The sequence below is a fragment of the Sinorhizobium garamanticum genome (genome assembly GCF_029892065.1).
In the GTDB taxonomy this organism is placed as follows: Bacteria; Pseudomonadota; Alphaproteobacteria; order Rhizobiales; family Rhizobiaceae; genus Sinorhizobium; species Sinorhizobium garamanticum.
In genome coordinates, this window is record NZ_CP120373.1 from 762,963 (window position 1) to 787,924 (window position 24,962).

The 24,962-nt window shown below is 63.6% G+C and carries 22 protein-coding genes and 1 pseudogene; 14 read left to right on the top strand and 9 right to left on the bottom strand.

The genetic code is table 11. The annotated features are described in order from the left end of the window. Positions 1 to 92: 92 nt before the first annotated feature. From PZN02_RS03670 to PZN02_RS03685, 4 genes are all read right to left on the bottom strand, one after another. Positions 93 to 713, bottom strand: coding sequence for a nucleoside triphosphate hydrolase (locus PZN02_RS03670; RefSeq protein WP_280660264.1), 621 nt, complete (start codon positions 711 to 713; stop codon positions 93 to 95). After that, on the bottom strand, positions 710 to 1,492 hold the full coding sequence (locus PZN02_RS03675) for an ATP-binding cassette domain-containing protein (protein WP_280660265.1): 783 nt from the start codon (positions 1,490 to 1,492) through the stop codon (positions 710 to 712). The genes PZN02_RS03670 and PZN02_RS03675 overlap by 4 nt, the downstream gene beginning before the upstream one ends. After that, positions 1,492 to 2,574 carry an ABC transporter permease gene (locus PZN02_RS03680; protein WP_280660266.1) on the bottom strand — a complete coding sequence of 361 codons (1,083 nt, stop codon included), beginning with the start codon at positions 2,572 to 2,574 and terminating at the stop codon, positions 1,492 to 1,494. Before PZN02_RS03680 ends, PZN02_RS03675 begins: the two co-directional genes overlap by 1 nt. Positions 2,575 to 2,787: 213 nt before the next feature. Next, on the bottom strand, positions 2,788 to 3,813 hold the full coding sequence (locus PZN02_RS03685; RefSeq protein WP_280660267.1) for a sugar ABC transporter substrate-binding protein: 1,026 nt from the start codon (positions 3,811 to 3,813) through the stop codon (positions 2,788 to 2,790). Between the two features lie 384 nt (positions 3,814 to 4,197). On the opposite strand from PZN02_RS03685, the gene PZN02_RS03690 reads away from it, so the two are divergent. After that, on the top strand, positions 4,198 to 5,430 hold the full coding sequence (locus PZN02_RS03690; protein ID WP_280660268.1) for an ROK family transcriptional regulator: 1,233 nt from the start codon (positions 4,198 to 4,200) through the stop codon (positions 5,428 to 5,430). Continuing rightward, the gene (locus PZN02_RS03695; RefSeq protein ID WP_280660269.1) at positions 5,430 to 5,858 is read left to right on the top strand and encodes an RbsD/FucU family protein; all 429 of its coding nucleotides are present in this window, start codon (positions 5,430 to 5,432) and stop codon (positions 5,856 to 5,858) included. Before PZN02_RS03690 ends, PZN02_RS03695 begins: the two co-directional genes overlap by 1 nt. Before the next feature lie 78 nt (positions 5,859 to 5,936). Here PZN02_RS03695 and PZN02_RS03700 read toward each other — a convergent pair whose 3' ends face one another. Beyond that, on the bottom strand, positions 5,937 to 6,377 hold the full coding sequence (locus PZN02_RS03700; protein ID WP_280660270.1) for a DoxX family protein: 441 nt from the start codon (positions 6,375 to 6,377) through the stop codon (positions 5,937 to 5,939). A 216-nt stretch (positions 6,378 to 6,593) separates the two neighbouring features. Here PZN02_RS03700 and PZN02_RS03705 point away from each other — a divergent pair, with 216 nt between their 5' ends. Next, a complete protein-coding gene (locus PZN02_RS03705) occupies positions 6,594 to 7,298 on the top strand; it encodes a Crp/Fnr family transcriptional regulator (protein ID WP_280660271.1) in 705 nt (234 codons plus the stop codon). A gap of 5 nt (positions 7,299 to 7,303) precedes the next feature. After that, positions 7,304 to 9,184, top strand: a complete 1,881-nt coding sequence (locus PZN02_RS03710) for a CHASE2 domain-containing protein (RefSeq protein WP_280660272.1) — start codon at positions 7,304 to 7,306, stop codon at positions 9,182 to 9,184. 9 nt (positions 9,185 to 9,193) lie between these two features. Here the strand turns inward: PZN02_RS03710 and PZN02_RS03715 are convergent, their stop codons facing one another. Continuing rightward, positions 9,194 to 9,811, bottom strand: a complete 618-nt coding sequence (locus PZN02_RS03715; protein ID WP_280660273.1) for a FecR family protein — start codon at positions 9,809 to 9,811, stop codon at positions 9,194 to 9,196. Between the two features lie 233 nt (positions 9,812 to 10,044). Between PZN02_RS03715 and PZN02_RS32120 the strand changes: the two are divergent. Beyond that, positions 10,045 to 10,575, top strand: a pseudogene (locus PZN02_RS32120) (SEL1-like repeat protein); the annotation flags it as partial. Between the two features lie 33 nt (positions 10,576 to 10,608). After that, on the top strand, positions 10,609 to 10,893 hold the full coding sequence (locus PZN02_RS32125; RefSeq protein WP_342394714.1) for a tetratricopeptide repeat protein: 285 nt from the start codon (positions 10,609 to 10,611) through the stop codon (positions 10,891 to 10,893). A 48-nt stretch (positions 10,894 to 10,941) separates the two neighbouring features. On the opposite strand, the gene PZN02_RS03725 is transcribed toward PZN02_RS32125, so the two are convergent. Beyond that, positions 10,942 to 11,976, bottom strand: a complete 1,035-nt coding sequence (locus PZN02_RS03725) for a proline racemase family protein (protein ID WP_280660275.1) — start codon at positions 11,974 to 11,976, stop codon at positions 10,942 to 10,944. A 235-nt stretch (positions 11,977 to 12,211) separates the two neighbouring features. Between PZN02_RS03725 and spdA the strand changes: the two genes are divergently transcribed. From spdA to PZN02_RS03760, 7 genes are all read left to right on the top strand, one after another. After that, positions 12,212 to 13,018 (top strand): 2', 3'cyclic nucleotide phosphodiesterase SpdA, encoded by an 807-nt coding sequence (gene spdA / locus PZN02_RS03730; RefSeq protein ID WP_280660276.1) that lies wholly within the window; start codon positions 12,212 to 12,214, stop codon positions 13,016 to 13,018. A gap of 40 nt (positions 13,019 to 13,058) precedes the next feature. Next, positions 13,059 to 13,373, top strand: coding sequence for a YkgJ family cysteine cluster protein (locus PZN02_RS03735; RefSeq protein ID WP_280660277.1), 315 nt, complete (start codon positions 13,059 to 13,061; stop codon positions 13,371 to 13,373). Positions 13,374 to 13,663: 290 nt separating this feature from the next. Next, positions 13,664 to 17,371 carry a trifunctional transcriptional regulator/proline dehydrogenase/L-glutamate gamma-semialdehyde dehydrogenase gene (putA, locus tag PZN02_RS03740; RefSeq protein ID WP_280660278.1) on the top strand — a complete coding sequence of 1,236 codons (3,708 nt, stop codon included), beginning with the start codon at positions 13,664 to 13,666 and terminating at the stop codon, positions 17,369 to 17,371. A 205-nt stretch (positions 17,372 to 17,576) separates the two neighbouring features. Then, entirely contained in the window at positions 17,577 to 18,161 is a 585-nt protein-coding gene (locus PZN02_RS03745) for an IMPACT family protein (RefSeq protein WP_280660279.1), read from the top strand. A gap of 62 nt (positions 18,162 to 18,223) precedes the next feature. Then, positions 18,224 to 19,210 (top strand): aldo/keto reductase, encoded by a 987-nt coding sequence (locus tag PZN02_RS03750; protein ID WP_280660280.1) that lies wholly within the window; start codon positions 18,224 to 18,226, stop codon positions 19,208 to 19,210. Between the two features lie 49 nt (positions 19,211 to 19,259). Further along, positions 19,260 to 19,688 carry a DUF1810 domain-containing protein gene (locus PZN02_RS03755; protein ID WP_280660281.1) on the top strand — a complete coding sequence of 143 codons (429 nt, stop codon included), beginning with the start codon at positions 19,260 to 19,262 and terminating at the stop codon, positions 19,686 to 19,688. A 423-nt stretch (positions 19,689 to 20,111) separates the two neighbouring features. Continuing rightward, positions 20,112 to 20,789 carry a methyltransferase family protein gene (locus PZN02_RS03760; protein WP_280661373.1) on the top strand — a complete coding sequence of 226 codons (678 nt, stop codon included), beginning with the start codon at positions 20,112 to 20,114 and terminating at the stop codon, positions 20,787 to 20,789. Positions 20,790 to 20,923: 134 nt separating this feature from the next. Here PZN02_RS03760 and PZN02_RS03765 read toward each other — a convergent pair whose 3' ends face one another. Both PZN02_RS03765 and PZN02_RS03770 read right to left on the bottom strand, forming a co-directional pair. Further along, complete coding sequence (locus tag PZN02_RS03765) at positions 20,924 to 21,532, bottom strand: helix-turn-helix transcriptional regulator (RefSeq protein WP_280660282.1); 609 nt, start codon at positions 21,530 to 21,532, stop codon at positions 20,924 to 20,926. 105 nt (positions 21,533 to 21,637) lie between these two features. Continuing rightward, on the bottom strand, positions 21,638 to 23,377 hold the full coding sequence (locus PZN02_RS03770) for a hypothetical protein (protein WP_280660283.1): 1,740 nt from the start codon (positions 23,375 to 23,377) through the stop codon (positions 21,638 to 21,640). A 387-nt stretch (positions 23,378 to 23,764) separates the two neighbouring features. Here PZN02_RS03770 and PZN02_RS03775 point away from each other — a divergent pair, with 387 nt between their 5' ends. Next, on the top strand, positions 23,765 to 24,958 hold the full coding sequence (locus PZN02_RS03775) for a hypothetical protein (RefSeq protein WP_280660284.1): 1,194 nt from the start codon (positions 23,765 to 23,767) through the stop codon (positions 24,956 to 24,958). Positions 24,959 to 24,962 lie beyond the last annotated feature (4 nt).

Genomic DNA, 24,962 nt, shown 5'->3' on the forward strand with positions numbered 1-24,962 from the left:
CCGCAAAACACAATGGCGATTCGAAAATCGCCGAGCGGGAAGCGGGCGGAAAACCGCGCACACTTTTCCTCATCCCGCTCCGAGCCCATCTCTCAGAAATCCCGTATGACGAGGTTAGCGGGCCGGCAGTTGCCGACGACGCGCCGGGCGTTCGGGATGTCGTTGCCGAATGCCTTCGTCTTCGCCGTCTCGTCGTCGTAGCCGTGATCGAACCAGCGTTTCAGCAACCGTCGCTCGATCACTTCAAGGCCGGGATCGATGAAGATCGAAAAGTCGAAGGCTCCCTCGAGCCTGTTCCACGGCGCCTCGTCGAGCATGAGATAGTTGCCTTCGACAAGAACGATGCGCGTCTCCGGGGCGACTATCCGAGCAGATGCAATTGCCAGTTCGCGCGACCGGTCGAAGATCGGCACCAGGACTTCGCCATCATTGGCCCGAACGGCGACGACCGTCGAGAGAAGCGATCGGAAGTCGAAGGTTTCGGGCGCGCCCTTGCGGGCAAGCAGGCCCTTCTCTTCGAGGACGGCATTGTCCATATGGAAGCCGTCCATCGGCAGGACAGCCGCCTTCTCCCCGGCTGCGACGAGCGCCTCTGCGAGCGCTTCGGAGAGCGTCGATTTGCCGGCGCCCGGAGGGCCGGCAATCGCAACGATGAAACGGGCGGCGCCGGCCGCCCGTTTCAGGATCTCGTCCCTCAAGGCCTGCACATTCATGCGGCCAGCACCTCTCCGGGCGGCGCCTTCGCACCGGTCATGAAGGCAACTGCATCGGACATCGTGTAGTCCTTGGGATTGATGACGCAGAGGCGCCGGCCGAGACGGTGGATGTGGATCCGGTCCGCCACCTCGAAGACGTGCGGCATATTGTGCGAGATCAAGACGATCGGCAGGCCACGGCGGCGAACGTCGAGGATCAGTTCCAGCACGCGCCGGCTTTCCTTGACGCCGAGCGCCGCGGTCGGTTCGTCCATGATCACGACCTTCGAGCCGAAGGCGGCAGCGCGCGCGACGGCGACACCCTGGCGCTGGCCCCCAGACAGCGTTTCCACCGCCTGGTTGATATTCTGGATCGTCATCAGGCCGAGCTCGGTGAGCTTTGCCCGCGCTTGCTTTTCCATGGCCGCGCGGTCCAGCGAGCGGAACCACTTGCCCATGATGCCGGGCTTGCGGATCTCTCGGCCGAGGAACATGTTGTCGGCGATCGATAGCGCCGGAGACAGGGCGAGGTTCTGATAGACGGTCTCGATACCGGCCTTCCTGGCTTCCATCGGCGAGCGGAAATGGATGGGCTGGCCCTCGAGCCGGATCTCGCCCTCGTCAGGGGTGATGGCGCCGGAGATCGCCTTGATCATCGTGGATTTGCCGGCGCCGTTGTCGCCGATCACGGCCAGGATTTCACCCGGGTAGAGATCGAAATCGGCGTGGTCGAGAGCGGTCACGCGACCGTAGCGCTTGACGAGACCGCGAGCGGTGAGAAGGGGTTGTTGTGCCATCAGGCTGCTACCTTTCTGATCCACTGGTCGACTGCGACGGCGATGATGATCAGCAAGCCGATCAGGAGATAGGTCCATTGCGGGTCCGTGCCCATGAGGCGAAGCCCGAGCGAGAAGACGCCGACGATCAGCGCGCCGAAGATCATGCCAAGAATGGAGCCGCGGCCGCCGAACAGCGAGATGCCGCCGATCACCACGGCGGTAATCGATTCGATGTTCGCGAACTGGCCTGCTGTCGGAGACACCGAGCCGATACGGCCGATCAGGGCCCAGCCGGCAAGCGCGCAGATGAGGCCCGACAGGGTGTAGATGGTGACGAGCATGCCCTTCACATTGACGCCGGCGAGCTTGGCCGCCTCCGGGTCGTCGCCGACCGCGTAGACATAGCGCCCCCAGGCGGTGCGGTTGAGCACGTACCAGAGCAGGGCCACGAGGAGCACCATGGCAACGACGCCATAGGTGAACACCGCATTGCCGATGCGGAAATTCTGACCGAAGAACTGCAGGATCGACGCATTGGCGGAGATATCCTGGGCCCGGATCGTCTCGTTGGCGGAATAGAGGAAGTTGGAGGCGAGCACGATCTGCCACATGCCGAGCGTGACGATGAAGGGCGGCAGCTTCATGCGCGCAACGAGCGTGCCATTAATGAAGCCGCAGAGCGCCCCGACGCCGAGACCGCAGAGGACCGAGAAGGCCGGCGGCAGGCCGTAGCGGAAGGTGAACTGCCCCATGACCACCGATGACAGCACCATCATGGCGCCGACCGAAAGATCGATGCCGGCCGTCAGCACGACGAGCGTCTGCGCGGCGCCGACGATGCCGACGATCGCCACCTGCTGCAGGATGAGCGTCATCGTGAAGGCCGAAAAGAACTTGCCGCCGAGGATGGCGCCGAAGGCGATCAACGACAGGACCAGCACGATCAGCGGAACGGCGGCCGGACTTGAATGAAGGAAATGCTGGAGCTTCTGAAGTGGCGTCTTGTCATGCGTGTCGAAGGACGCCACTTCCGTCGAGCTGTTGACCAGGACTTTTTCGAATTCCTGGGATGTCGGTGCGGCTGTATTTGGTTCGCCCATGGAGACTCCTCCCGTGAACCCCACTCCCAAGGGGGTTGCATTGCTGCCGGATGCGGCCCGCCTGTGATCGCGGCGCGTTTCAGCAATTACTAAAAATTGCGCAGGTTTTCCGCGCCTTGTCAAAGACTGCGGCGCTTACGCGAAGGGCGGCCGGGGCCGCCCTTCCCTGTCACGTGATCTGTCTGGACATTATTTGTCTGGACTGGGAGCCAATCAGCCCCAGCACTTCTCGGTGCCGACCTTCGTGTCGATCGACTCGACACCCGAGACCGGCTTGTCGGTGACAAGCGAAACGCCGGTATCGACGAAGTCCTTGCCTTCGGTCGGCTTTGGCTTTTCGCCGGTGTCGGCGAACTTCTTGATCGCTTCGATGCCGAGCGCGGCCATCATCAGCGGATATTGCTGGGATGTCGCACCGATGACGCCCTCGGCGACGTTCTTGACGCCCGGGCAACCACCGTCGACGGAAACGATCAGCACGTCCTTTTCACGGCCAACTGCTTTCAGCGCCTCATAGGCACCGGCGGCGGCCGGTTCGTTGATGGTGTGCACGACGTTGATGGTCGGGTCCTTCTGGAGAAGGTTCTCCATGGCCGTACGACCGCCTTCTTCGTTGCCGTTGGTGACGTCGTGGCCGACGATACGCGCGTCGTCCTCGTCACCGATCTTGTTCGGGTCCTTCGGATCGATGCCGAAGCCGATCATGAAGCCCTGGTCGCGCAGAACGTCGACGGTCGGCTGCGATGGCGTCAGGTCGAGGAACGCGACCTTCGCATCCTTGGCGGCGTCACCGAGCGTCGCGGCCGCCCACTGGCCGATCAGCTTGCCGGCCAGCAAATTGTCCGTCGCAAAGGTGGCGTCGGCGGCATCAAGCGGCTCCAGAGGCGTGTCGAGCGCAATGACCAGCAAGCCGGCTTCGCGTGCCTTCTGCACCTGCGGCACGATGCCCTTGGTGTCGGATGCCGTCAGCAGGATGCCCTTGGCGCCATCGGCAATGCAGGTTTCGATCGCCGCAACCTGGCTTTCGGAATCACCGTCGATCTTTCCGGCATAGGATTTCAGCGTCATGCCCAGTTCCTGGGCCTTGGCGGTGGCACCTTCCTTCATCTTCACGAAGAAGGGGTTGGTGTCAGTCTTGGTGATGAGGCAGGCGGAGATATCGGCTGCCTGCGACGGCGAAGCGAAGGCCACGCCAAGCGCGAGCGCGCCGAATGCGGCAGAAAGAACTGTTTTCTTCATAAAACCCTCCCAAGGATGAAAAACGCCGGTGGACCGGCACAGGCACCGCCGCCGCAGCATTCTCCTCCTGCGGACGGCGCTTCCGAAGGTAAGTCAAACACCAAACTTTCTGGGTGTCAATAAATAAATCAAATTGAATTATTATTCCGTTGTGTCATTCTTAGGCCCGGGACGAGCTTGGAGGAACCCGGACCGTCCGGCAAATTGACAGATCGACGTGAAGTGGAAACAACAGACTCGCGCCAAGCGAGCATCTACAGCGCCTCGCGTCCGATCAGCCGCGCAAGGACCGCTGTAGAACTTTGAATTTGCTGCATGATTTGTCCTTGGATCGGCCCCGATTTAAGGAATCTTGCCGCGGTGCCAACGGGAGGAGACGGTGGCATGTCACTGACAGACGATTCCCGCGGGGGATCGACGCAACCGGACGTGATCGACCCGAGCGGCGGAGCGAACCAGACCCGCGTGCGCGCCTATAACGAGCGCCTGGTCATGTCGCTGGTCCGCCGCCACGGCAGCCTGTCGAAAGCGGACATCGCCCGGCGCTCCGGCCTCTCCGCCCAAACCGTCTCGGTCATCATGCGCGCGCTGGAACGCGACGGCCTTTTGATCCGCGGCGCCCCAGTACGCGGCCGCGTCGGTCAGCCCTCGATCCCGATGCGCCTCAATCCGGATGCGGTCTACTCCTTCGGAATCAAGATCGGCCGGCGCAGTGCCGACCTGGTTTTGATGGATTTCGTCGGCAATATCCGGCTGCATCTGCATCAGATCCATACCTACCCGCTCCCCGAGGATCTCGTCACCTTCATCGTCGGCGGCATCGAAAAGCTCGAGCAGCAACTCGCGCCCGAGCAGCGCGCGCGGATCGCCGGCGTCGGTATCGCGACGCCCTTCGAACTCTGGAACTGGGCCGAGGAAGTCGGCGCGCCACGAGAAGAAATGGATCGGTGGCGTGATACCAACCTGCAGGCGGCCGTGGCCGCGCGGATACGACACCCGGTCTTTCTGCAGAACGACGGAACGAGCGCCTGTGGAGCGGAGCTCGCCTTCGGCGTCGGCTCGAGTTACCCCGATTTCGTCTATTTCTACATCGGCTCCTTCATCGGCGGCGGCATCGTCCTAAACTCGGCTCTCTTTTCCGGGCGGACCGGGACCGCAGGAGCTGTCGGCCCGCTGCCGGTCGCCGGCAAGGACGGCAAGTCCACGCAATTGCTGAAGATCGCTTCGGTCTTCGTGCTTGAAAACCTGCTGCGCGAGCGCGGCATCGATCCGCAGCCGCTCTGGTATTCGGCGGACGATTGGATCGACTTCGGCGAACCGCTCGAGATCTGGATCCAGGACACCGCCGCAGCCCTTGCCCAGGCCGTTGTCTCCGCCGCGTCAATCATCGATTTCTCGGCGGCAGTCATCGATGGCGGCTTTCCTTCCTGGGTGCGGGCGCGCATCCTTGCGGCGACGCGTCGGGCCCTGCAAACTCTCGACCTCCAGGGGGTGACGGTTCCGGATCTTGTCGAAGGTGCGGTCGGGAGCCACGCCCGAGCGATCGGCGGCGCGAGCCTTCCGCTATTTTCGCGCTATCTGCTGGACACCAATGTCCTCTTCAAGGAGCTTAGTTAATGTTGAAAGGAATAAACCCGCTGCTCGGTCCGGAGCTTCTTTCGGCGCTGAGGGCAATGGGTCACGGCGACGAGATCGCGCTCGTCGACGGTAATTATCCGGGCCAGGAACACGCGCGTCGTCTTGTCCGCCTCGACGGACACGGCCTCATCCCGGTGCTCGACGCGATCTTAAGCGTCCTGCCAATCGACGATTTTGTGCCTGAGGCGATCTTCCGCGCCACCGTCAAACAGGACAAGCACGCGCTCGACCCTGTGCATCGGGAAATCATCGAATGCTGCGGCAGGCATGAGCCATCACAGAAGGTGGTGCCGCTGCTCGGCGCCGACTTCTATCCCCGCGTGAAGGCCGCCCATACGGTGGTGCAGACCAGCGAACCGCGCCTTTATGGCAACGTCATTCTCCGCAAGGGCGTCATCTACCCCTGACATCACGCGACGATGCGAAAAACCCGCCGGGGACAGCCGGCGGGCTTTTTGTTTTGGTCGAAAGCTTTTCGTCACGCCTTATGCGGTGGCGAGGGCCTTTCCCGTGCGGGCATCGAGCGAAAGCGCGCCTGGACCGAAGGCGGCCAGCACCAGGAAGGCACCGGCGATCGTGATGTTCTTCATCAGCATGATCTGGTTGAAGACGGTCAGCAGGCCGTTTGCAGCCGGCGGGAAGTCCGGAACGTTGATCGCGCCGCTATGGAAGACGAGACCGGTAACCAGGCAGAAAGCGGCCAGCAGATAGGACGCAATGCGCGTCTGGAAACCGACGAGGACCGCAACACCGGCGACCAGCTCAAACAGGCCGGCGAGGTAGGCGAGTGCCGTTGCAGCCGGCCATCCGGCGCCGGCGATCATGCCAGCGGTTGCCGCCGGATCGGTCAGCTTGCCGAAGCCCGACATGATAAAGATGATCGAAAGGAGGATGCGCCCGATGAGGACGATAACATTCTGAGGCATGCGCGAGGCTCCTGTTGGAAACGTGTTGGCAGCAGAAATATCAGCATTTTCAAAAACATCTAGCTGCACAACCGACGACACATCGTTCACAATGTGGAGACAGAAGCCGCCTATCGTCAACCGGCCCTTGGTCCAACCAACTCTTTTCTGTTGCAAGGAAGGACGGACTGGGTGAAGAATTTCAACGCTTTGCAAGGGGAACGCAGGGGAGAACTCATGAGCGAAGTCAACAGGAGCCCGGCCTTCTGGCGATCCTTTCCGATTTTCGAGGAGTTCGACAAGGAGACGCTGATGGAGCTCGCCGGTATCGCCACGTACCGGAGATGGCCGGCAGGCACGGTCATCTTCCAGCGCGGCGACGAAGGCAACTACATGGTTGTCGTGGTTTCAGGCCGCATCAAGCTCTCGCTGTTCACGCCTCAGGGCCGCGAACTGATGCTGCGCCAGCATGAGGCGGGCGCACTCTTCGGTGAAATGGCTCTGCTCGACGGCCAGCCGCGGTCGGCCGATGCGACGGCGGTCATCGCATCCGAAGGCTACGTGATCGGCAAGAAGGCCTTCCTCGATCTCATCATCCACAGGCCGCAGATCGCCGAGGCTGTGATCCGCTTCCTGTGCGCGCAGCTACGCGATACCACAGAGCGGCTGGAAACGATCGCGCTCTACGACCTCAACGCCCGCGTCGCCCGCTTCTTTTTGGCAACGCTCAAACAGATTCACGGCCAGGAGCTTCCTAGCAGCGCCAATCTGCGTCTAGCCTTGAGCCAGACCGACATTGCCGCCATTCTCGGCGCGAGCCGGCCAAAGGTGAATCGCGCCATTCTCTCACTTGAGGAATGCGGTGCGCTGAAGCGCACGGACGGCATCATTTGCTGCAACGTCGATCGCCTCCTGAGTGTCGCCGATCCCGAGGAGGGCTAGCTCGATTGCGTGCGAAGCACCGCCGCCACCATCGCGTCACCCCGCTCTTCGGCGGGATCGTCGCAAGCCTGGCGGCGGCGCTGCTTCTCTATCTCTACGGCGAAACCGTCTTCAAAACGCCGCGCGAACTTTTCTTCGACAACCTCACGCAATGGGTGACCTCGCCCCGGTCACCGGACATCACCGTTATCGACATCGATCGCAAGGCGCATGAGGCGCTGGGCTCCGGAAACTGGGGCCGGGCGGCGACGGCAGCGCTGATATCGCGGCTGGCCAAGGCGCGAGCGAAGGTGATTGCGATCGATTTCGTTTTCAGCTCCGAATGCGGGGCCGACGCCGCCGGCAATGTCGCGCTTGCTTCCGCGATCGCGGAGGCACCTGTCGTTCTGGGCTTTCTCGCCGCTGACCGTGCGCTGGAGCATCCGCGTCCGGTTCCACCGCTCGCCCTGCGACGCCCGCTTGCGGTACCGGAGCCGTGGTTCATTGCCGGGGCGGAAACATCCTGCCCGGCGTTCATGGACCGGTCCAAGGCGGCGGCGGCCGGCTTTCTCGTCGGCGACGAGGATGCACGCGTGCGGCGGGCGCAGGCTTTCGCGATCCTCGGCGACGACGCCTACCCCGCACTCGCGATCGAAGCGGGACGGCTCGCGGCCGGGAGCAGCACGCCGGTGCTCGGCGGCGAGCCTGCCTGGCTCAGACTCGACCATGCCTTCATCCCCCTCGACGAGGCGGGAAACTTGCGCTTCGTGGCAAGCTCGGAAGATGCAATTGCTGCACGCACGCTCTCGGCTGCCGACGTCATGGCAAACACGGCCGATCGGAACCGCTTTGCGGGCAAACTGGTCTTCATCGGTAGCAGCATGCCGAGCCTCGGCGGGCTGAGGCCCAGCGCCTCGATGCCGCTTGAGCCCTCGGTGCAGATCCACGCCGACATCGCCAACGCAATCATCACCGGCTTCGTTCCCTATCGGTATGGCGGGCTGCCGCTCCTGGAAGCCTTGTTCAGCTTCGCCGCCGGCACGCTTGCAGCCGTTGGCGCGACGCGGCTTCGGCCGCTCGCAACGCTGGGCCTCGGCTTCCTCGCGCTGCTCTTCGTCGTCGCCGGCGCCGGCGGGATTTATGCCGCGACGGGCTGGCTCGTCGATGCCGTCGGCATCGGTGCGGCGCTCATTGCTGTGCTCGTGGTTACGAGTGCGCTGCAACTCGCCCACGTGCGCCGCGCCGAAGCGATCGCCCGGCAGAAATTTTCGCAATACCTGCCGCAGTCCGTGGTCGCGCGCTACATCGACCAGCCGAATGCCGGCCGCGTGGCCGGCGAGGAACGCGTGGTCACCGCCCTCTTCACCGATATCGAGGGATTCTCGACGCTCGCCCACAAGCTCGGTCCTCGCGAGCTCGTGGCCCTCCTCGACGTCTATTTCGCGGAGGTGAACGCGCTGGTCTCCCGCCACGGCGGCATGGTCGACAAGGTGGTCGGCGATGCCGTGCATGCGCTCTTCAACGCACCGGAAGACCTCGACGATCACGTCAACAAGGCGATCGAATGCGCCGTGGCGATCCACGCCTTGACCGAAGAAATGCGGCGGCGGCCGCAGTTTTCAAAAAACAGTTTCGGCCGGACGCGGATCGGCGTCGAAACAGGGCCGGCCATACTCGGCGAGGTAGGCGCGGGCGGCAAGCTCGACTACACCGCTCATGGCGACGCAGTGAACCTCGCGGCGCGGCTTCAGGACGCGAACAAATTCCTCGGAACGGCAATCTGCATCGGGCCGGCGGCAGCGGCGCAGTCGGTCGCGCCTCTTCGGGCGCTGGGACTCCATGACATCCGCGGTTTCGGGCCGATGGAGCTTTTCACCGTCGCGGAGCCGCCATCACCGGCGGCGTGACGGCGTGCGTTACAGTAAGCCGACGCTCGCATAGGCTTCCCGGATACGGGCCTGCCCCCAGTTTGTCGGCTCCGATGGTGCCGCGCCGGGCCGGTCGAAGTCGACGCCCTGGCCGGCCGCAACCGTGCGCGTCACACCGCCGCCCTGGACCGAGACCGCTCCACGCTCCACGAAAACGGCGAAGGCCGCCCGGCTCGGGCCGCAGAAGAACTTCGTACCGCGCACGCCGATCATCCCGAAAGCCGTGCGCACCGCCACGTCCACCTTCGAAAGCCCTTCCGGCCGGTCGAACACCATCCGGCCGAGACCGAGCTCGAGCGTGCCGCCCTGACCGGCGATGAAGCTGTCGATCAAGAGTTCCGTTTGAGGGCCGAGCAGGATGCGCGTTTCGTTGAGCGCCAGATCGGCAAAGCTGTTGGTGCTCGTCGACACATAATCGTTGTCGAGAACGTCACCACCAACGGCAAGCCGCGCCTCGTCCTCTCCCTGCCGACGGCGAACATTGCCGCGTATCTTTTCCGCCTTGCCGACCACGGAAATGGGCGCCGCGTGCGCCGACGGGCCGGCGACCGCCGCCAGCATCAGGCCGCCGACAAAGCTCCGCCTTTTCACATAAATCTGCCGCATCGGCCTTGCTCGCTGCCTCTCGCAACGCTCCCTGTTCGAGCCTCCGGCGTTTTTCGAGGATAACCGCATGCATAGGCGAAGCAAGACGCATCTCGCCTTAGCGCGACGCAGGCACTCCTCAATCGCGACTTCGCCGCCCGATCCCAATCGCCGCTGTTTCCCCAGGAACAGGTCCCGCGCCGTGACCACACTAGCATCAGTTCGCAAAGAGGGAGACCATCATGGGCAACCGGATCAATCAACGCATTCGCATCGCCAATTTCCTGCTACTGGCGGCGATCATGCTCCTTTCGTTTGCTGCGATCGCGCTGCCCGCGGCGCGTGCCGGCGATCTGACCGCCGCCGAACAATGCGACCGGGAAGCGGGCAGCGAATTCGACCTGGAGCGGAACAGGTCGTTCCCGACCGTTTCCACGGAAGACATCCGCATTGGCATCGCGCTCTCCGCCTGCCGCGAAGCCTATAACCAGAACGGCGATGCGCGCACACAATTCCAACTCGCGCGTGTCCTCGACAAAGCCGGGCAGAAAATCCAGTCGCGCCGCATCCTCGAGGAAGCCGCGCGCAACGGTCATGCGCTGGCCATGGTGAATTACGGCGCCCTGCTTGCCGAGGCGGGCGAAGCGGCAACGGCGTTTGACCTCTACCAGCGAGCGGCGGCAGCCGGTAACATCCTCGCCGCCTACAATCTCGGTGTCGCCTATCGCGACGGTGTCGGCACCGCCGCTGACGGCGCGCTTGCAGTCCGCTGGTTCGAGCGGGCGTCGCTCGCCGGCGACGATGTCGCTGCCTTCAACCTGGCGGTGATGCTGGACGAAGGCAAGGCGGTGCCCGAAGACAATCTCGAGGCCGCAAAATTCTACGGTCTCGCCGCCGAGCGCGGCAATGTCGACGCGATGATCAACCTGGGGCTGATGTTCGAAAGCGGCGAAGGCGTGCGGCGCAATCCTGTCGCCGCACAGGAACTGTTCAGGCAGGCAGCGGATCGGGGCGATCCGCTTGGCCAGCAAAAGCTCGACCCGATTGCCACGGGCAGCATTTTACATACCGCCATGCTGGCAAAGATGGACCGGCCCAAATGAACACGCCATCTCCGCGCGGTTGGTTGGAATCAGCCGCGCGATCGGGTCTCAACGGATCTCGCCCGCCTGCGGCCCCCAGGTATCGGTCAGCGCAAAACCTTCGGCGAGCGGATCGAACGGATCGAGCGCCAGCTGATGCAGGCCGAAGGTCCAGCCCCGACCAGAGATGGTCGGAATGATTGCCGGTCGTCCGGCGACCGTCGTCACGCCCTCGAGTCCCACCTCGAATTCCGAGCCGATGATCGACCGGGATTTCAGCACGTCGCCCGGCTTGACGTGGCCACGCGCATGGAGCGTCGCAAGATTGGCCGAACTGCCGGTGCCGCAAGGAGAGCGGTCGACGCGGCCCGGCCACATCGTCGTGCAGGTGCGAACCGTGCCATCCGCCTCGGTGTCCCGGAACATCACATAGGCGACGCCGCTGATTTCGGGGATTTCCGGATGGACGACCGGGATCGTGCGGTTGACGAGATCCTTGAGCAGCATGCCCGCCTCGACAAGCCGCCGCGCATTCGCCTTTTCGATCGTCGTGCCGATCTGACGGACATCGACCAGCGCATAGAAAATACCGCCGAAGCAGAGATCGAGCTTGATGCGACCCCATTCCGGCGTTTCGATTTCGACGTCCAGTTCCTGCACGAAGGACGGCACCATGGTGAGCTTCACCCTTTCGCACCGTCCGTCGCGGCAGGTGGCCGTCGCCTTGACGAGGCCGGCAGCCGTGTCGAGCATCACCACGGTCTCAGGCTCCTTCATCTCGATCATGCCGGATTCGAGCAGGGCCGTCGTCACGCAGATCGAATTGGAGCCGGACATGGCGTGGGCCTGATCCGCCTGCAGGATGATGAAGCCGGCATCGGCCTCGGGGCGCTTTGCTGGCACGAGCAGGTTGACCGAGCCGATCGATCCGGAACGTGGTTCAAGGCAGAGGAAGCGACGCAGGCTGTCGTCGACCGTGTTGATGTGGTTCAACTGCTCGGCGATCGAGTTGCCCGGGATTTTCGGCACGCCGCCGATCGCCACCTTGCCGATTTCGCCCTCGCAATGAACGTCCAGCAACTGGATCGTGCGCTTCCATCTCATGACCTATCTCCGGATATCGCGTCTTCCCGCCGTTCACCGAAACTCGACCAGGCCCGGCGGCTCACCTGATATATCAGACAGCGGCGATGCATACATGGTTCATTGGCCTGCCGCAATATGGGCGGTCTCGACAAGCGCATCCCACCTCGCCCGCTGTCCATTCACCCAAAGTTGCCGCTTGACGGTCATGCCCCGGCGCGGGAGCGTGAAAGCGCGGCATATCACCGGAATGAGCATGACGAAGTTTATCATCTTCACCGACCTGCACATGGTTCCCGAAGGTGTGGCGATCATCGGGCTCGACCCCTATCGGCGGCTCGCTAGCGGGATCGCTCACGTCAACCGCTACCATGCCGATGCGGATCGGGTGATTTTTGCCGGAGACCTCACCCACGGGGCTGACCGCCCGTCCTACGAGCGCCTGAAGGCACTCCTTGGTGAACTCGTTCCGCCGGCGGCGATGATGATCGGCAATCACGACAGACGCGAGGTTTTCCTCGATGTTTTTCCCGCCGCAGGGACCGACGAGAACGGCTTCGTCCAGCAGGTGATCGATTTTGCCGACTGTCGCGCCGTGCTGCTCGACACCCTGTTCGCGCCGCCTTACGACTATCCCGTGAGCCACGCCGGGCATCTTTGCCAGCTGCGTCTTGCCTGGCTCGATCGGCAACTCGCCGAGGCGGGCGGCCGGCCGGTGCTGATCTTCATGCACCACCCTCCGCATGTGACCGGCTTCACGAGTATCGACATGATCCGCCTGATCAACGGCGAGGAATTCTACGCGCTCGCGAAACGCCACGGCAATGTGCGCCACATCTTCGCCGGTCATGTTCATCGCACGATCAGCGGCTCCAGCCGCGGCATTCCCTTCTCGATTTTCAAGAGCCCGGTTCATCAACAGCCGATGCCCTTCGATACACCGGACCCTTCGCTCTCCGTCGATGAACCGGCCGCCTATGGCATCATCCTGGTTACCGATGACGGCGTGCTCGTCCACACGGAAGACTACGAAATTGCCCGGCGCGACGCGGCAATGGCGTGACAGCCATTTCGACGACACTGCCTTCGTGTTAGGCTGGGCCATGAGCCATTCCATTTCATCCAGCCAGGATTTCGACTGTCAAAGCTGCGGCGCCTGTTGTGCCTATTCGGCCGATTGGCCGCGCTTTTCACTGGAGACAGACGAGGAACTCGATCGCATTCCGGCGGAATATGTCGCTGCCGACCTTGGCGGCATGCGTTGCGAGAACGATCGATGCACGGCGCTCGACGGCACGCTCGGCCGCTTCGTCGCCTGCAAGATCTATGCGTTGCGACCGATCGTGTGCCGGACGTGCATGCCGGGCGACGACGAATGTCTGATCGCGCGCGCACGCCATTTCGGTGCTGCCGCCTGACTACAGCGCCGCGCGTCTTAATCAGACGCGCAAAGGACGCTGTAGCACTTTGAATTGCTGCGTGTTTTTATCCTTAAATCGGCTACGATTTAAGGAAACATGCAGTAGGGATCATCCGGCACTGGCGGAGACACTCCGCATGTTCCGCAGTTTGCTGGCACATCGGTAGCGAAACATTCCGAGAATGCCGAAAATTGCCGGATGGATTTTCGGCGGCGCCAAGCATATTTTCTGCCCACGAAATCAGAGGCGCCAAGCGCCTGTTACCGCTCCGTGGAGGACCGCGTTCGATGAGCCAGACCAAGCTTCAAAAATCCCCCCCAGCAACGGACGCTGCGCCAGCGCCCTTTGCCGACTTCGCGCCACCGATCCGGCCGCAAACCACGCTCCGCCAGGCGATCACGGCCGCCTATCGCCGTCCTGAAACGGAATGTCTGCCAGCGCTCATCGAGGCGGCGACGCTGCCCAAAGAAACCCGCGATGCCGCCGCCAAAACCGCGCGCAAGCTGATCGAGGCGCTCCGTGCCAAGCATAAGGGCTCGGGCGTCGAGGGGCTCGTGCACGAGTATTCGCTGTCGAGCCAGGAAGGCGTGGCGCTCATGTGCCTTGCGGAAGCGCTGCTGCGCATCCCCGATACGGCGACCCGCGATGCGCTGATCCGCGACAAGATCGCCGACGGCGACTGGAAGGCGCATCTCGGCGGCGGACGCTCGCTCTTCGTCAATGCCGCGACCTGGGGCCTCGTCGTCACAGGCAAGCTGACCTCCACCGTCAACGACCGCAGCCTTGCTGCGGCGCTGTCGCGGCTTATCGCCCGCTGTGGCGAACCGGTGATCCGCCGCGGCGTCGACATGGCGATGCGGATGATGGGCGAGCAGTTCGTCACCGGCGAGACGATTGACGAGGCGCTGCGCCGTGCGCGGGCGCTTGAACAGAAGGGCTTCCGCTACTCCTACGACATGCTCGGCGAAGCGGCGACCACGGCGGCCGATGCGGAGCGCTATTACAAGGACTACGAAACCGCGATCCACGCCATCGGCAAGGCTTCGGCCGGACGCGGCATCTACGAGGGCCCCGGCATCTCGATCAAGCTCTCGGCGCTCCACCCGCGCTATTCGCGCGCGCAGGCCTCCCGCGTCATCGGCGAATTGCTGCCGAAGGTGAAGGCGCTCGCGCTCATCGCCAAGAAATACGACATCGGCCTCAACATCGATGCCGAGGAAGCGGACCGGCTGGAGCTGTCGCTCGATCTCCTCGAAGAACTCTGCCTCGACGCCGGCCTTTCCGGCTGGAACGGCATGGGCTTCGTCGTGCAGGCCTACGGCAAGCGCTGCCCCTTCGTTCTGGATTTCATCATCGACCTCGCGCGCCGCTCGGGCCGGCGCATCATGGTGCGTCTCGTCAAGGGCGCCTATTGGGATGCGGAGATCAAGCGCGCGCAGATTGACGGGCTTGAGGATTTCCCTGTCTTCACGCGCAAGATCTATACTGACGTTTGCTACATCGCCTGCGCCCGCAAGCTGCTTTCGGCGACAGACGTGATCTTCCCACAGTTTGCCACCCACAACGCACAGACGCTCGCCACCATCTACCACATGGCCGGCAAGGATTTTCAGGTCGGCAAATACGAGTTCCAGTGCCTGCACGGCATGGGCGAGCCGCTCTATGACGAGGTCATCGGCCGCGGCAATCTCGACCGTCCGTGCCGTATCTACGCGCCGGTCGGCACGCATGAGACGCTGCTTGCCTATCTCGTCCGCCGTCTGCTCGAAAACGGCGCAAACTCCTCCTTCGTCAACCGCATCGCCGACCCGAAAGTCTCCGTCGCCGAACTCACCGCCGATCCCGTCGAAATCGTCCGTTCCATGCCGATGGTCGGAGCGAAGCACGACCAGATCGCCTTGCCGGCGAAGATCTTCGGCGAGACACGCACCAATTCCGCCGGCGTCGATCTCTCGAATGAAGCCAACCTCGCGTCGCTGACGGAAGCACTGAAGGCGAGCGCCGCGACCGCCTGGACCTCCGTGCCGCAGCTTGCGACCGGCGCGGCCTCGGGCGAAACGCGCCCGGTCGTCAACCCCGGCGACCACCGCGACATCGTCGGCTCGGTGACGGAAACGTCGGACGCGGATGCCAAGCGCGCGGCCCGCCTCGCCCTCGAGGCTGCCGAAGCGTGGGCCGCCGTTCTTCCGACCGAAAGGGCCGCCTGCCTCGACCGCGCGGCCGACCTGATGCAGGCGCGCATGCCAACGCTCCTCGGGCTGATCGCCCGCGAGGCCGGCAAGTCACTGCCGAACGCGATCGCAGAGGTGCGCGAGGCAATCGACTTCCTGCGCTATTACGCCGAACAGACCCGCCGCACCCTCGGTCCGGCCCACAGGCCGCTCGGCCCGATCGTCTGCATCAGCCCCTGGAACTTCCCGCTGGCGATCTTCACCGGCCAGATCGCCGCCGCGCTCGTCGCGGGTAACCCCGTGCTCGCCAAACCGGCCGAGGAGACGCCGTTGATTGCCGCCGAAGGCGTGCGCCTTCTGCACGAGGCGGGCATTCCGGCCAATGTGCTGCAGTTCCTGCCCGGCGACGGTCGTGTCGGCGCGGCGCTGGTCGCGGCACCGGAGATCGCAGGCGTGATGTTCACCGGCTCGACCGAAGTCGCGCGGCTCATTCAGGCGCAACTCGCCGACCGGCTTTCGCCTGCAGGACGGCCGATCCCACTGATCGCCGAGACCGGCGGGCAGAACGCGATGATCGTCGATTCCTCGGCGCTTGCCGAACAGGTGGTCGGCGACGTGATCGCATCGGCCTTCGACAGCGCCGGCCAGCGCTGCTCGGCGCTGCGCGTGCTCTGCCTGCAGGAGGACGTCGCCGATCGCACGCTCGCCATGCTGAAGGGGGCGCTGCACGAATTGAACATCGGCCGCACCGACCGCCTTTCCGTCGATGTCGGCCCGGTCATCACTGCAGAGGCGAAGGGCATCATCGAAAAGCACATCGAGACGATGCGCGGGCTTGGCCGCAAGGTGGAGCAGATCGGTCTTGACGCCGAGACGGATCAGGGCACCTTCGTGCCGCCGACAATTATCGAGCTTCAGAAACTCTCCGACCTCAAGCGTGAGGTTTTCGGGCCGGTGCTGCACGTGATCCGTTACCGCCGCGATGATCTCGACCGGCTGGTCGATGACATCAACGCCACCGGCTACGGCCTGACCTTCGGCCTCCATACGCGCCTCGACGAGACGATCGCGCATGTGACCAGCCGCGTGAAGGCCGGCAACCTCTATGTGAACCGCAATATCATCGGCGCCGTCGTCGGCGTGCAACCCTTCGGCGGACGCGGCCTCTCCGGCACCGGACCCAAGGCGGGCGGACCGCTCTATCTCGGCCGCCTCGTGACGACCGCGCCGGTGCCGCCGCAGCACAGCTCGGTTCATACGGACCCTGCCCTCTTCGACTTCGCCAAATGGCTCGACGGCCGCGGCGCGAGAGCCGAAGCGGAAGCGGCGCGCAACGCGGGCAGCAGTTCGGCACTCGGGCTCGAGCTGGAGCTGCCGGGCCCGGTCGGCGAGCGCAATCTCTATGCGCTCCACCCGCGCGGCCGGATCCTGCTCGTGCCTGAGACCGAGACGGGTCTCTACCATCAGCTCGCCGCCGCGCTCGCGACCGGCAACAGCGTCGTCATCGACGCCGCCTCCGGCCTGCAGCCTTCGCTCAAGGACCTGCCCCAGAGCGTCGCCGCCCGTCTTTCCTGGTCGAAGGACTGGGCCGCGGACGGACCCTTCGCCGGTGCCCTCGTCGAGGGCGACGCCGAGCGCATCCGCGTCGTCAACAAGGCGATCGCCGCCCTGCCCGGCCCGCTGGTGCTTGTCCAGGCCGCGTCGAAGGAAGAGATCGCCCGCAACCCCGACGCCTATTGCCTCAACTGGCTCCTGGAAGAGATTTCAACGTCGATCAACACCGCAGCGGCCGGCGGCAACGCCAGCCTGATGGCGATCGGCTAAGGGCGCCTCACCCTGAATTTGCCCCTCACCCTAGCCCTCTCCCGGCTCGCGGGGAGAGGGGACTGAGGGGTCTCGGCTTGTCCCTTCTCCCCGCGAGCGGGGAGAAGGCGCCGGCAGGCGGATGAGGGGCCCCCATCGCCCGAGCATACCTGCTGGCGCACCCTTCCCCAATCCGCTATCACCGCCAGAAAAACGGAAGCAGCGGATGTTCACGCTCCAGCGCATCGAAACTTCGACACAGGAAATCAAGAAAAGCCGGTTCCTGGCGATCGCCGGCCCGATCGAGGACGAACAATCGGCAAAGGCCTTTCTCGCGGCGCATTCCGACGCGACCGCCAATCATAATTGCTGGGCCTGGCGCATCGGCCAGAGCTATCGGTTCAGCGACGACGGCGAGCCGAGCGGCACGGCGGGCAAGCCGATCCTTGCGGCGATCGACGGCCAATCGCTCGATCGGGTCGCGGTCGTCGTCACCCGATGGTTCGGCGGTGTCCTGCTCGGAAGCGGCGGGCTGATCCGCGCTTACGGCGGCACTGCGGCACTCTGTCTGAGAGCCGCTGAAAAGGTGGAACTCGTCGACACGCAGCGCGCCACGATCGCCTGCGACTTTACCGATCTTGCCCTAATCAAGGCGCGTCTGACGGCCCGCGGCGTAGCGCTCACCGGAGAAGCATTCACGGGTACAGGGGCGGTCCTGACAGCCGAGATGCGGCGGGACATCGCGGCGGAGGTCGTTGCACTCGTCACCGATCTCAGTCGCGGCAAGGCGACCGTCTCGCTCGAAGACTGAACTTCCATGCGAAACACAACCAGCATAGAAGTCACGCCGACGCAGAACACGACGAGGACAAAATGAAAACGCGAGTTTTGGGACGAACGGGTGCAACGATCTCGGAAATCGGCTTTGGCGCCTGGCAGATCGGCGGTGCCTGGGGCGACGTCAGCGAAGAAGACGGCAAGCGCGCGCTTCATGCCGCGCTCGACAGCGGCGTCACCTTCATCGACACGGCCGACGTCTATGGCGACGGGCGTTCGGAAAAGATCATCGCGGCGGTGCTGAAGGAGCGCGGCGGCGAAAAGCCCTTCGTTGCCACCAAGGCCGGCCGCCGGCTCAATCCGCATGTCGCCGACGGCTATACGGCCGCCAATATCGAGGCCTTCTTCGACCGCAGCCTGAAGAACCTCGGCGTCGAAACACTCGATCTCGTGCAGCTGCATTGCCCGCCGACGGATGTTTATTATCGTCCGGATGTTTTCGAGGCGCTCGATCGGCTGGTGGCCAAGGGCAAGATCCGCCACTACGGCGTTTCCGTCGAAAAGGTCGAGGAGGCGCTGAAGGCGATCGAATATCCGGGCGTCGCCACGGTTCAGATCATCTACAACATCTTCCGTCAGCGCGCTCAGCAATTGTTCTTCGCCGAGGCGCGGAAGAAGAATGTCGGCGTCGTCGTGCGTGTTCCGCTCGCCTCAGGCCTGCTGACGGGCAAGATCGGCAAGGACACGGTCTTTGCGGCTGACGACCACCGCAATTTCAACCGCCACGGCGAGGCGTTCGATGTCGGTGAAACCTTCGCCGGCGTGCCTTTCGACATCGCGCTCGAAGCGGTGGAAGAGTTGCGCGCGCTGGTGCCGGCCAATGTGGCGATGGCCCAGTTCGCGCTTCGCTGGATCCTCGAGCAACCGGCCGTTTCCGTCGTTATCCCTGGCGCCCGCAACGAGGCGCAGGCGCAGTCGAACGCCGCGGCAAGCGCACTCCCGGCACCAGACAACGCGACCATGGCGGCGATTGCCGCACTTTACGAGCGGCTGATCAAGGTTCATGTTCATCACAGATGGTAGGAGACCGGCGCTCCGCGGAAGACGCGTGAGCGTGGGGAGGAAGGCACCAATGCAAGAGGCCTTCGATCTGGAGCGCTTCGTGAAAGCGCAGGAAAGCACGTATCGCGCCGCGCTCGCGGAACTCACCGCCGGCGCCAAGCGAACCCATTGGATGTGGTTCATCTTTCCGCAGATCGAGGGCCTCGGCCATTCCCCGACGGCGCAATATTATGCACTCGCGAGCCTGGACGAGGCGCGGGCCTATCTGAGGCATCCGCTGCTTGGCCACCGCATCCTCGAGTGCACCGAGGCGGTCAACGCCGTTCAAGGCCGGTCCGCGCTCGAGATTTTCGGCCGACCGGATGATCTCAAGTTTCGCTCGTCCATGACGCTGTTCGAAAAAGCCGCCCCCACGGTCGGTGTCTTCGCGAGGGCGCTCGACCGCTATTTCGACGGGGAGAGGGATCCGAGGACGCTTGAAAAGCTCGGTGAAGGCTGACGCCGACGTCTTCACAATGTCTACAGAACGACAAGCAGGATCAACGTCGAGAAGACAGCCAGTCCGACGATGACGAGCATGAGTTCCTTCATCATATAGCGATACATAAAACCCTCCTTCCCGGCGGATCGGAGTCGGGAAGCACGCTCTTTATGTGGGGATCGAGCAAAGGGTTGTTAAGCCGCGGCCTGCACACGACAGCGTGAAGGCGAGCTGCCATCACAGCTGCGCTTCACTCTTCGCTGAGGGAGAAAGCCGTCTTCGATCGGCAGTAGGCGGCATCAAAGTGCTGCACGCTGCATCGTCGGCGCAGAGGCCTTGATTTTCCCGCATCATTGGGAATGCAGCACAATGGAGGGTTGCGATGCCGAGCGGCGGCACTATCTGAAGAACCAGGAGTCCCCGATCATCTGGAACGTGCCCATGATCGTCAGGCTGATCGTGCAAACCGTCATCTGGTTGGCAATCATCGCAGCTGTGCTCTGCGCATCGGCCGGAACCGTCGCCTGGCCGGCCGGATGGACCTTCCTCGCGGTGATGCTGGCGGTCTCCCTGATCGCGGGACTGTCGCTCGCGCGGCATGATCCGGCACTTCTCAAGGAACGGCTATCGGCACCCATTCAGAAGGGGCAACCCCTCGCCGACAAGGTGCTCCTCACGGTCATCATTCTGTACGTGTTCGGCTCCTTCGCGTTCATGGCGCTCGATGCGGTGCGGTTCGGGTGGTCGTCGGTTCCGCCATGGGTGCAGGTGCTCGGCGCGCTGGTGCTCCTGCTTTCCATGGGGCTCAATTATTGGACGTTCAGGGAAAACAGCTTCGCGTCGCCGGTCGTCAAGGTTCAGAGCGAACGGGGACAAAGGGTGGTCTCCACCGGGCCCTACCGTTACGTGCGCCATCCCCTCTACGCCGGCGCCCTGCTCTACGTTGCCGGAACGTCGCTGTTCCTCGGCTCGTGGTGGGGGCTCGCGACGGCGGTTGTGCTGGCGCTGCTGCTCGCCATTCGCATCGGCATCGAGGAAACTGCGCTCCGAGCGGGCCTTGCCGGCTACGGCGACTATGCGGCGCGGGTGCGCTACCGCCTCATCCCCTTCGTCTGGTAGTCAATTGAGTTGCGACGCGATTGCAAGTCGATGCCGGCGTTGATGAACGATGAGATCCATCGAAGACCCGACCGCTCAGGAATCACGGTTGCCGATGATCACGAGACCGCCGTGACGGCGCGCTATCCTCGCGCTCAGCCCGGGGTGGTGCGGCCGGCCGCTTCGGAGATCTCCGGATGAGCAAAGCCGTCGCCGTGGGCGGAAGACGGCGACGTCGGCCCCGGCGGCATCAGCAGTTCCTCCAGGAAATAGGCGGAGAGCGCGGCGCGACCGGAAAGCTCGGCCTTGTGGTAAACCGAGGTCGCCTGCTGGCGAATTGTCGCTTCACTTGCGCCCCGGATCCGCGCGATCTCCTTGTGGCTGAAGCCCTTGAGCAGCAGCAAGCCGACCTCCTGCTCCGCTTGGGTGCAGCCCCAGGCCGCGAATTGGCGCTGGATGGCTGCGCCGAGTTCCTGAAAGTGGTCGGCAAGGTCGGCGCGCCACTGGGCATTGCTTTCGCGTATGCGCGCGACCTTGTCACGCAGATCGAGGTTGCCCGCTTCCTGTTCGCGAAGGCGCGAAGAAAGCAGCGCCACGCAGGCGGAGCAGCCGACGAGAAGCGCGATGCTCACCGCTTCCGTCAACACTTCCGCGACTGTTAACTCCTCCTCCTCTTTCACGACCTCAAGGCCGAGCAACAGCGCGAATGCCGATACCGCACCCGCGACAAGGATCTGTCGGCCACGTCCCCTGGTCCAATCCATGGTTCGCCTCCCCAAGTCGTCACGGTGGCCCCGCAACGTGCCGTGCCGTGGGGGATTTTGCGCCCGCGGGCCGGGTTCCGCAACAGACGGGCGCAAAATGCGGGCTCAGGCGAAGAAGAAACCATCGGCACTCGGCGCGGCGCCGGAGGCTGCGACATCGACCTCGCCCGCGACGATCAAATCGGTACCGTCGAACCAATCATCGTGGATGCGTTCGCCAAAGGAGAAGGCCCAATCCTCGGCCACGACCAAATGGCCGCCGCTGGCGCCGGAATCGGCGATGCGCCTCTCGTACAGTGCCGTGTCGGCGAACTGGAAAGTGTCGCCGGCCAGCCAGTCATCGAGCCAGTCTCCGAGCTGGTCCTCGGCCTGATCCTCGACTTGGTCGTCGGCTTGGTCGTCGGCTGGGAGGTCACCTGCGCTGACGCTGTTCGGCTGGCCGCCACCTGTCACTCCGGTCTTTGCGCCGGCTTCGCGCACGAGCTGGCCGAGCATCTCGGACGCGATCGGCGCATCGCTGACCGCGACGATCGCGTCGTTGAAATCGCCGTCATAGTCGGGACTGGTGTTCAACCGGTCTTCGAAGCCGACAATCTCGATCCCGGCAGTCCCCGGCACCTTCGAGGAAAGCCCGATCGCCTGCATGCTGCCGGCGGGGTTCAACAGATTTGTACCGTCATCGGCCCCGAGCGCGCTCAAGGGCTGAATCGGCAAGATGTTGCCGGCATCGTCCATGACAGTGGGGGCAAAGAGGTCGCTCATGCCCGCCGGCGCGCCGGTCAGCAGGTTTTTGAGGTGCAGCCCGCCATCGGCATACTGGCCCAGGTCAACGCCGATCTCGTCGGTGCCGCGCACGAGGAACAGGCACAGAGACTGGCCGTCCGGCACATCCAGAGATACCGAGGTGCCGCCCGCCGCATCGGAGAGATCCGACACGAGTATGCGCGCTTCGCTGAAGGCACCGGTCGCCGCGTCCACGAAATAGGCACCCAGCGCATCAGCGCTGTCGGTGGAACCGCCGATCACCGTCACCTGCTTCGTCGTCCCGGTCCCGGTGAAGTCCGCCACATTGAGGTCAAGCACGTCCGGGAGATTCTTTACCTCCTTGCCTTCTTGAAGTTTCGCCAGAGCAGGCGTGACGTCGTCCGTGTCGTCTGGATCCGGCACGCCGACCACGCCTTGTCGGTAGAGGTCAACCGTCGACGTCGTCGTGCCGTCCGGCGCAAGGGCGGTTTCGGTGATCAGGCCCACTCCGGGGGCGTAATATTTGAACTCGGCACCGGTAGAGAGGGCAGAGCTGTCGATGATCTTGATCACGTCGTCAAATTGCCCGAACGGTGTTTTGACGCTGAGCCCGGTCTCCGCGAGGATGCTTTCGTCCTCGGCGATACCCGGCGCGAATTCGAGATAATAGGCCGTGCCGAATTCCGGAGTCGCCTTCATCGCCCAGCCCGGCTGGTTGCCGGGATCATCGGCCGACCACTGGCCTTCGTGGTTGACGCCGATGAAATTGCCGTCGTCGTCGTATTCGTAATTGACGACGATCTCGCCGAAGTACCAGACATTGCCTTCGGTGTCCTGTGCATACCAATCGAAGGTGTCCTCGAGAATAACGTCGTCCTCGTAGACGGTGTCGCGGATCACGCTCGTGCTCACGCCACGGACCTCAAAGGTCGCAGAAGTGGTGAAGAGGTCGTTGCGCTCCGTCGTAACCTCGCCGGTATCGGGATCTATCTCATCGCCCTTGTAACTCAAGACGTGACCGGGGATCAGCGGGAGGTAAGGGTTGTCGATCGGTGCTCCGGGAACGAAGGTCGCTGCACCGAAATCGGGTAAGATGGCCATGGCATGTCCTCCGAGGTGAACGCGTCGCGGACGCGCCCCAACCGCCCGCTCGCCGTTGCAGCATGCGGCGGTTTGCCCTTTCGCGGAAATCCGGCAGGTGTGACGCGGAAAAGACTCAAGTGGTTCAAAGACTTGGGCGACCCATCCCACGGATGTGAGATGTGCAGGCCGCCAGATCGTCCAATCCTCTGGATCCCGCTCGCGGGAACAGTGTGTCGGATGCCTCCCCCTTCGCGGCGACATTGGTGGAAGGCACTTCATGCGCTATGGTCGGTCTCAAGTGTCAAACAGGAACCGACGGCATGCGGATTTCGCTTTATACGAAAGGGAGCAAGGGGAAGTTCGACCGGCGGCAAGCGGTCGGCGCGAGGAACTGACCGGATCGGTATGCGTCTTCTCGCCTTCGTCCGCGCCGGCACGCTGTTGCTGGCCCTCCCAACCACAGCAATGGCCGAAGACGCCGTGCCGGCGCTCGCCGAAGGCTGCACTGCGCCCTGTGCCGGGTACGACGTTTCCGCGGAGATCCAGAACGACTGGTTGTTTGCCGCCAGCCCCTCGCTTCTGAGATCCGACGAATTGCAGCCGACGCTTACAGTCGATCTGTTCTTCGCGCCGACGGACTATTTGCGGTTCGTCACGTCCATCATCACGGAGCCGGTTGTCGAGCCAGAGCCTGGCGAGAACATGATTTTCGAAGGGATCGGCACCTATCTGGCCGAACTCTACACCACCGTCGAAGCGGGCCCGGCGACCATGAGGCTCGGAAAATTCGATACGATCTTCAGCCTTGCCAGCGAAGTCGCGCCCGGTATCAACGCCACCGAACTGGTCTCGGATTTCGACGCGGATGAGCGCGTCGGCGCCGAGATCGTGTTCGACTTCGACGGTCTCGGGATGGACCAGGCCCTGGCCGCAAGTGCGTTCACGACCGACCGATCGATCTTCAGCGATTCCCTTCTCACCAACCGGGAGCGGACGCGCCTGTCGGATGGTGGCGCCGGTAACACCGATGGCCTGTCTTCGCTCTCGCTTGTCCTTGACGGCTGCAGAGGGGCAGAGCCGACGGATTGCTACATGGACGGTGATTTCGGCTACCGGCTGGGCTTCCGGTACCAGAGGGCCGGAGAGCCTACCGGCGAGGATGTGGAAGAAGGGCTCACACCTGAAGACGAGCTGGCCTACCTGGCATCCACGACCGCAAGTCTGGAGATGAACGACATGACGCTGAGGCTGCTCGGCGAGGCGGCCTATCTCCGCCATTTCGACAGCGGTCCGGATGATGCGCTGGTCCTCACCGGCTCCGCTGCGCTTGAAGTGGAGCCCTTGACTTACGTCGCGACCTATACCCGGCAGCTAAATCTTGTTGCCGGTGGTCCGGACACACGCGAGCAATTGGCTGATCTCGAGGTCATCTACGAGCCCGACGACGAGCAAGGCGAAGACATGCCATTCGAAGGGACGGGGTGGACACTCGCCGCTGCTTACACCTTTGCACGCAATGCCGATGAGGAAACCGCTCACATCTTCAGCGTTCGAGCGGTTTTCGATTTCGACGGAGACGTGGAGTTCGACGCGCCGTGAGGTG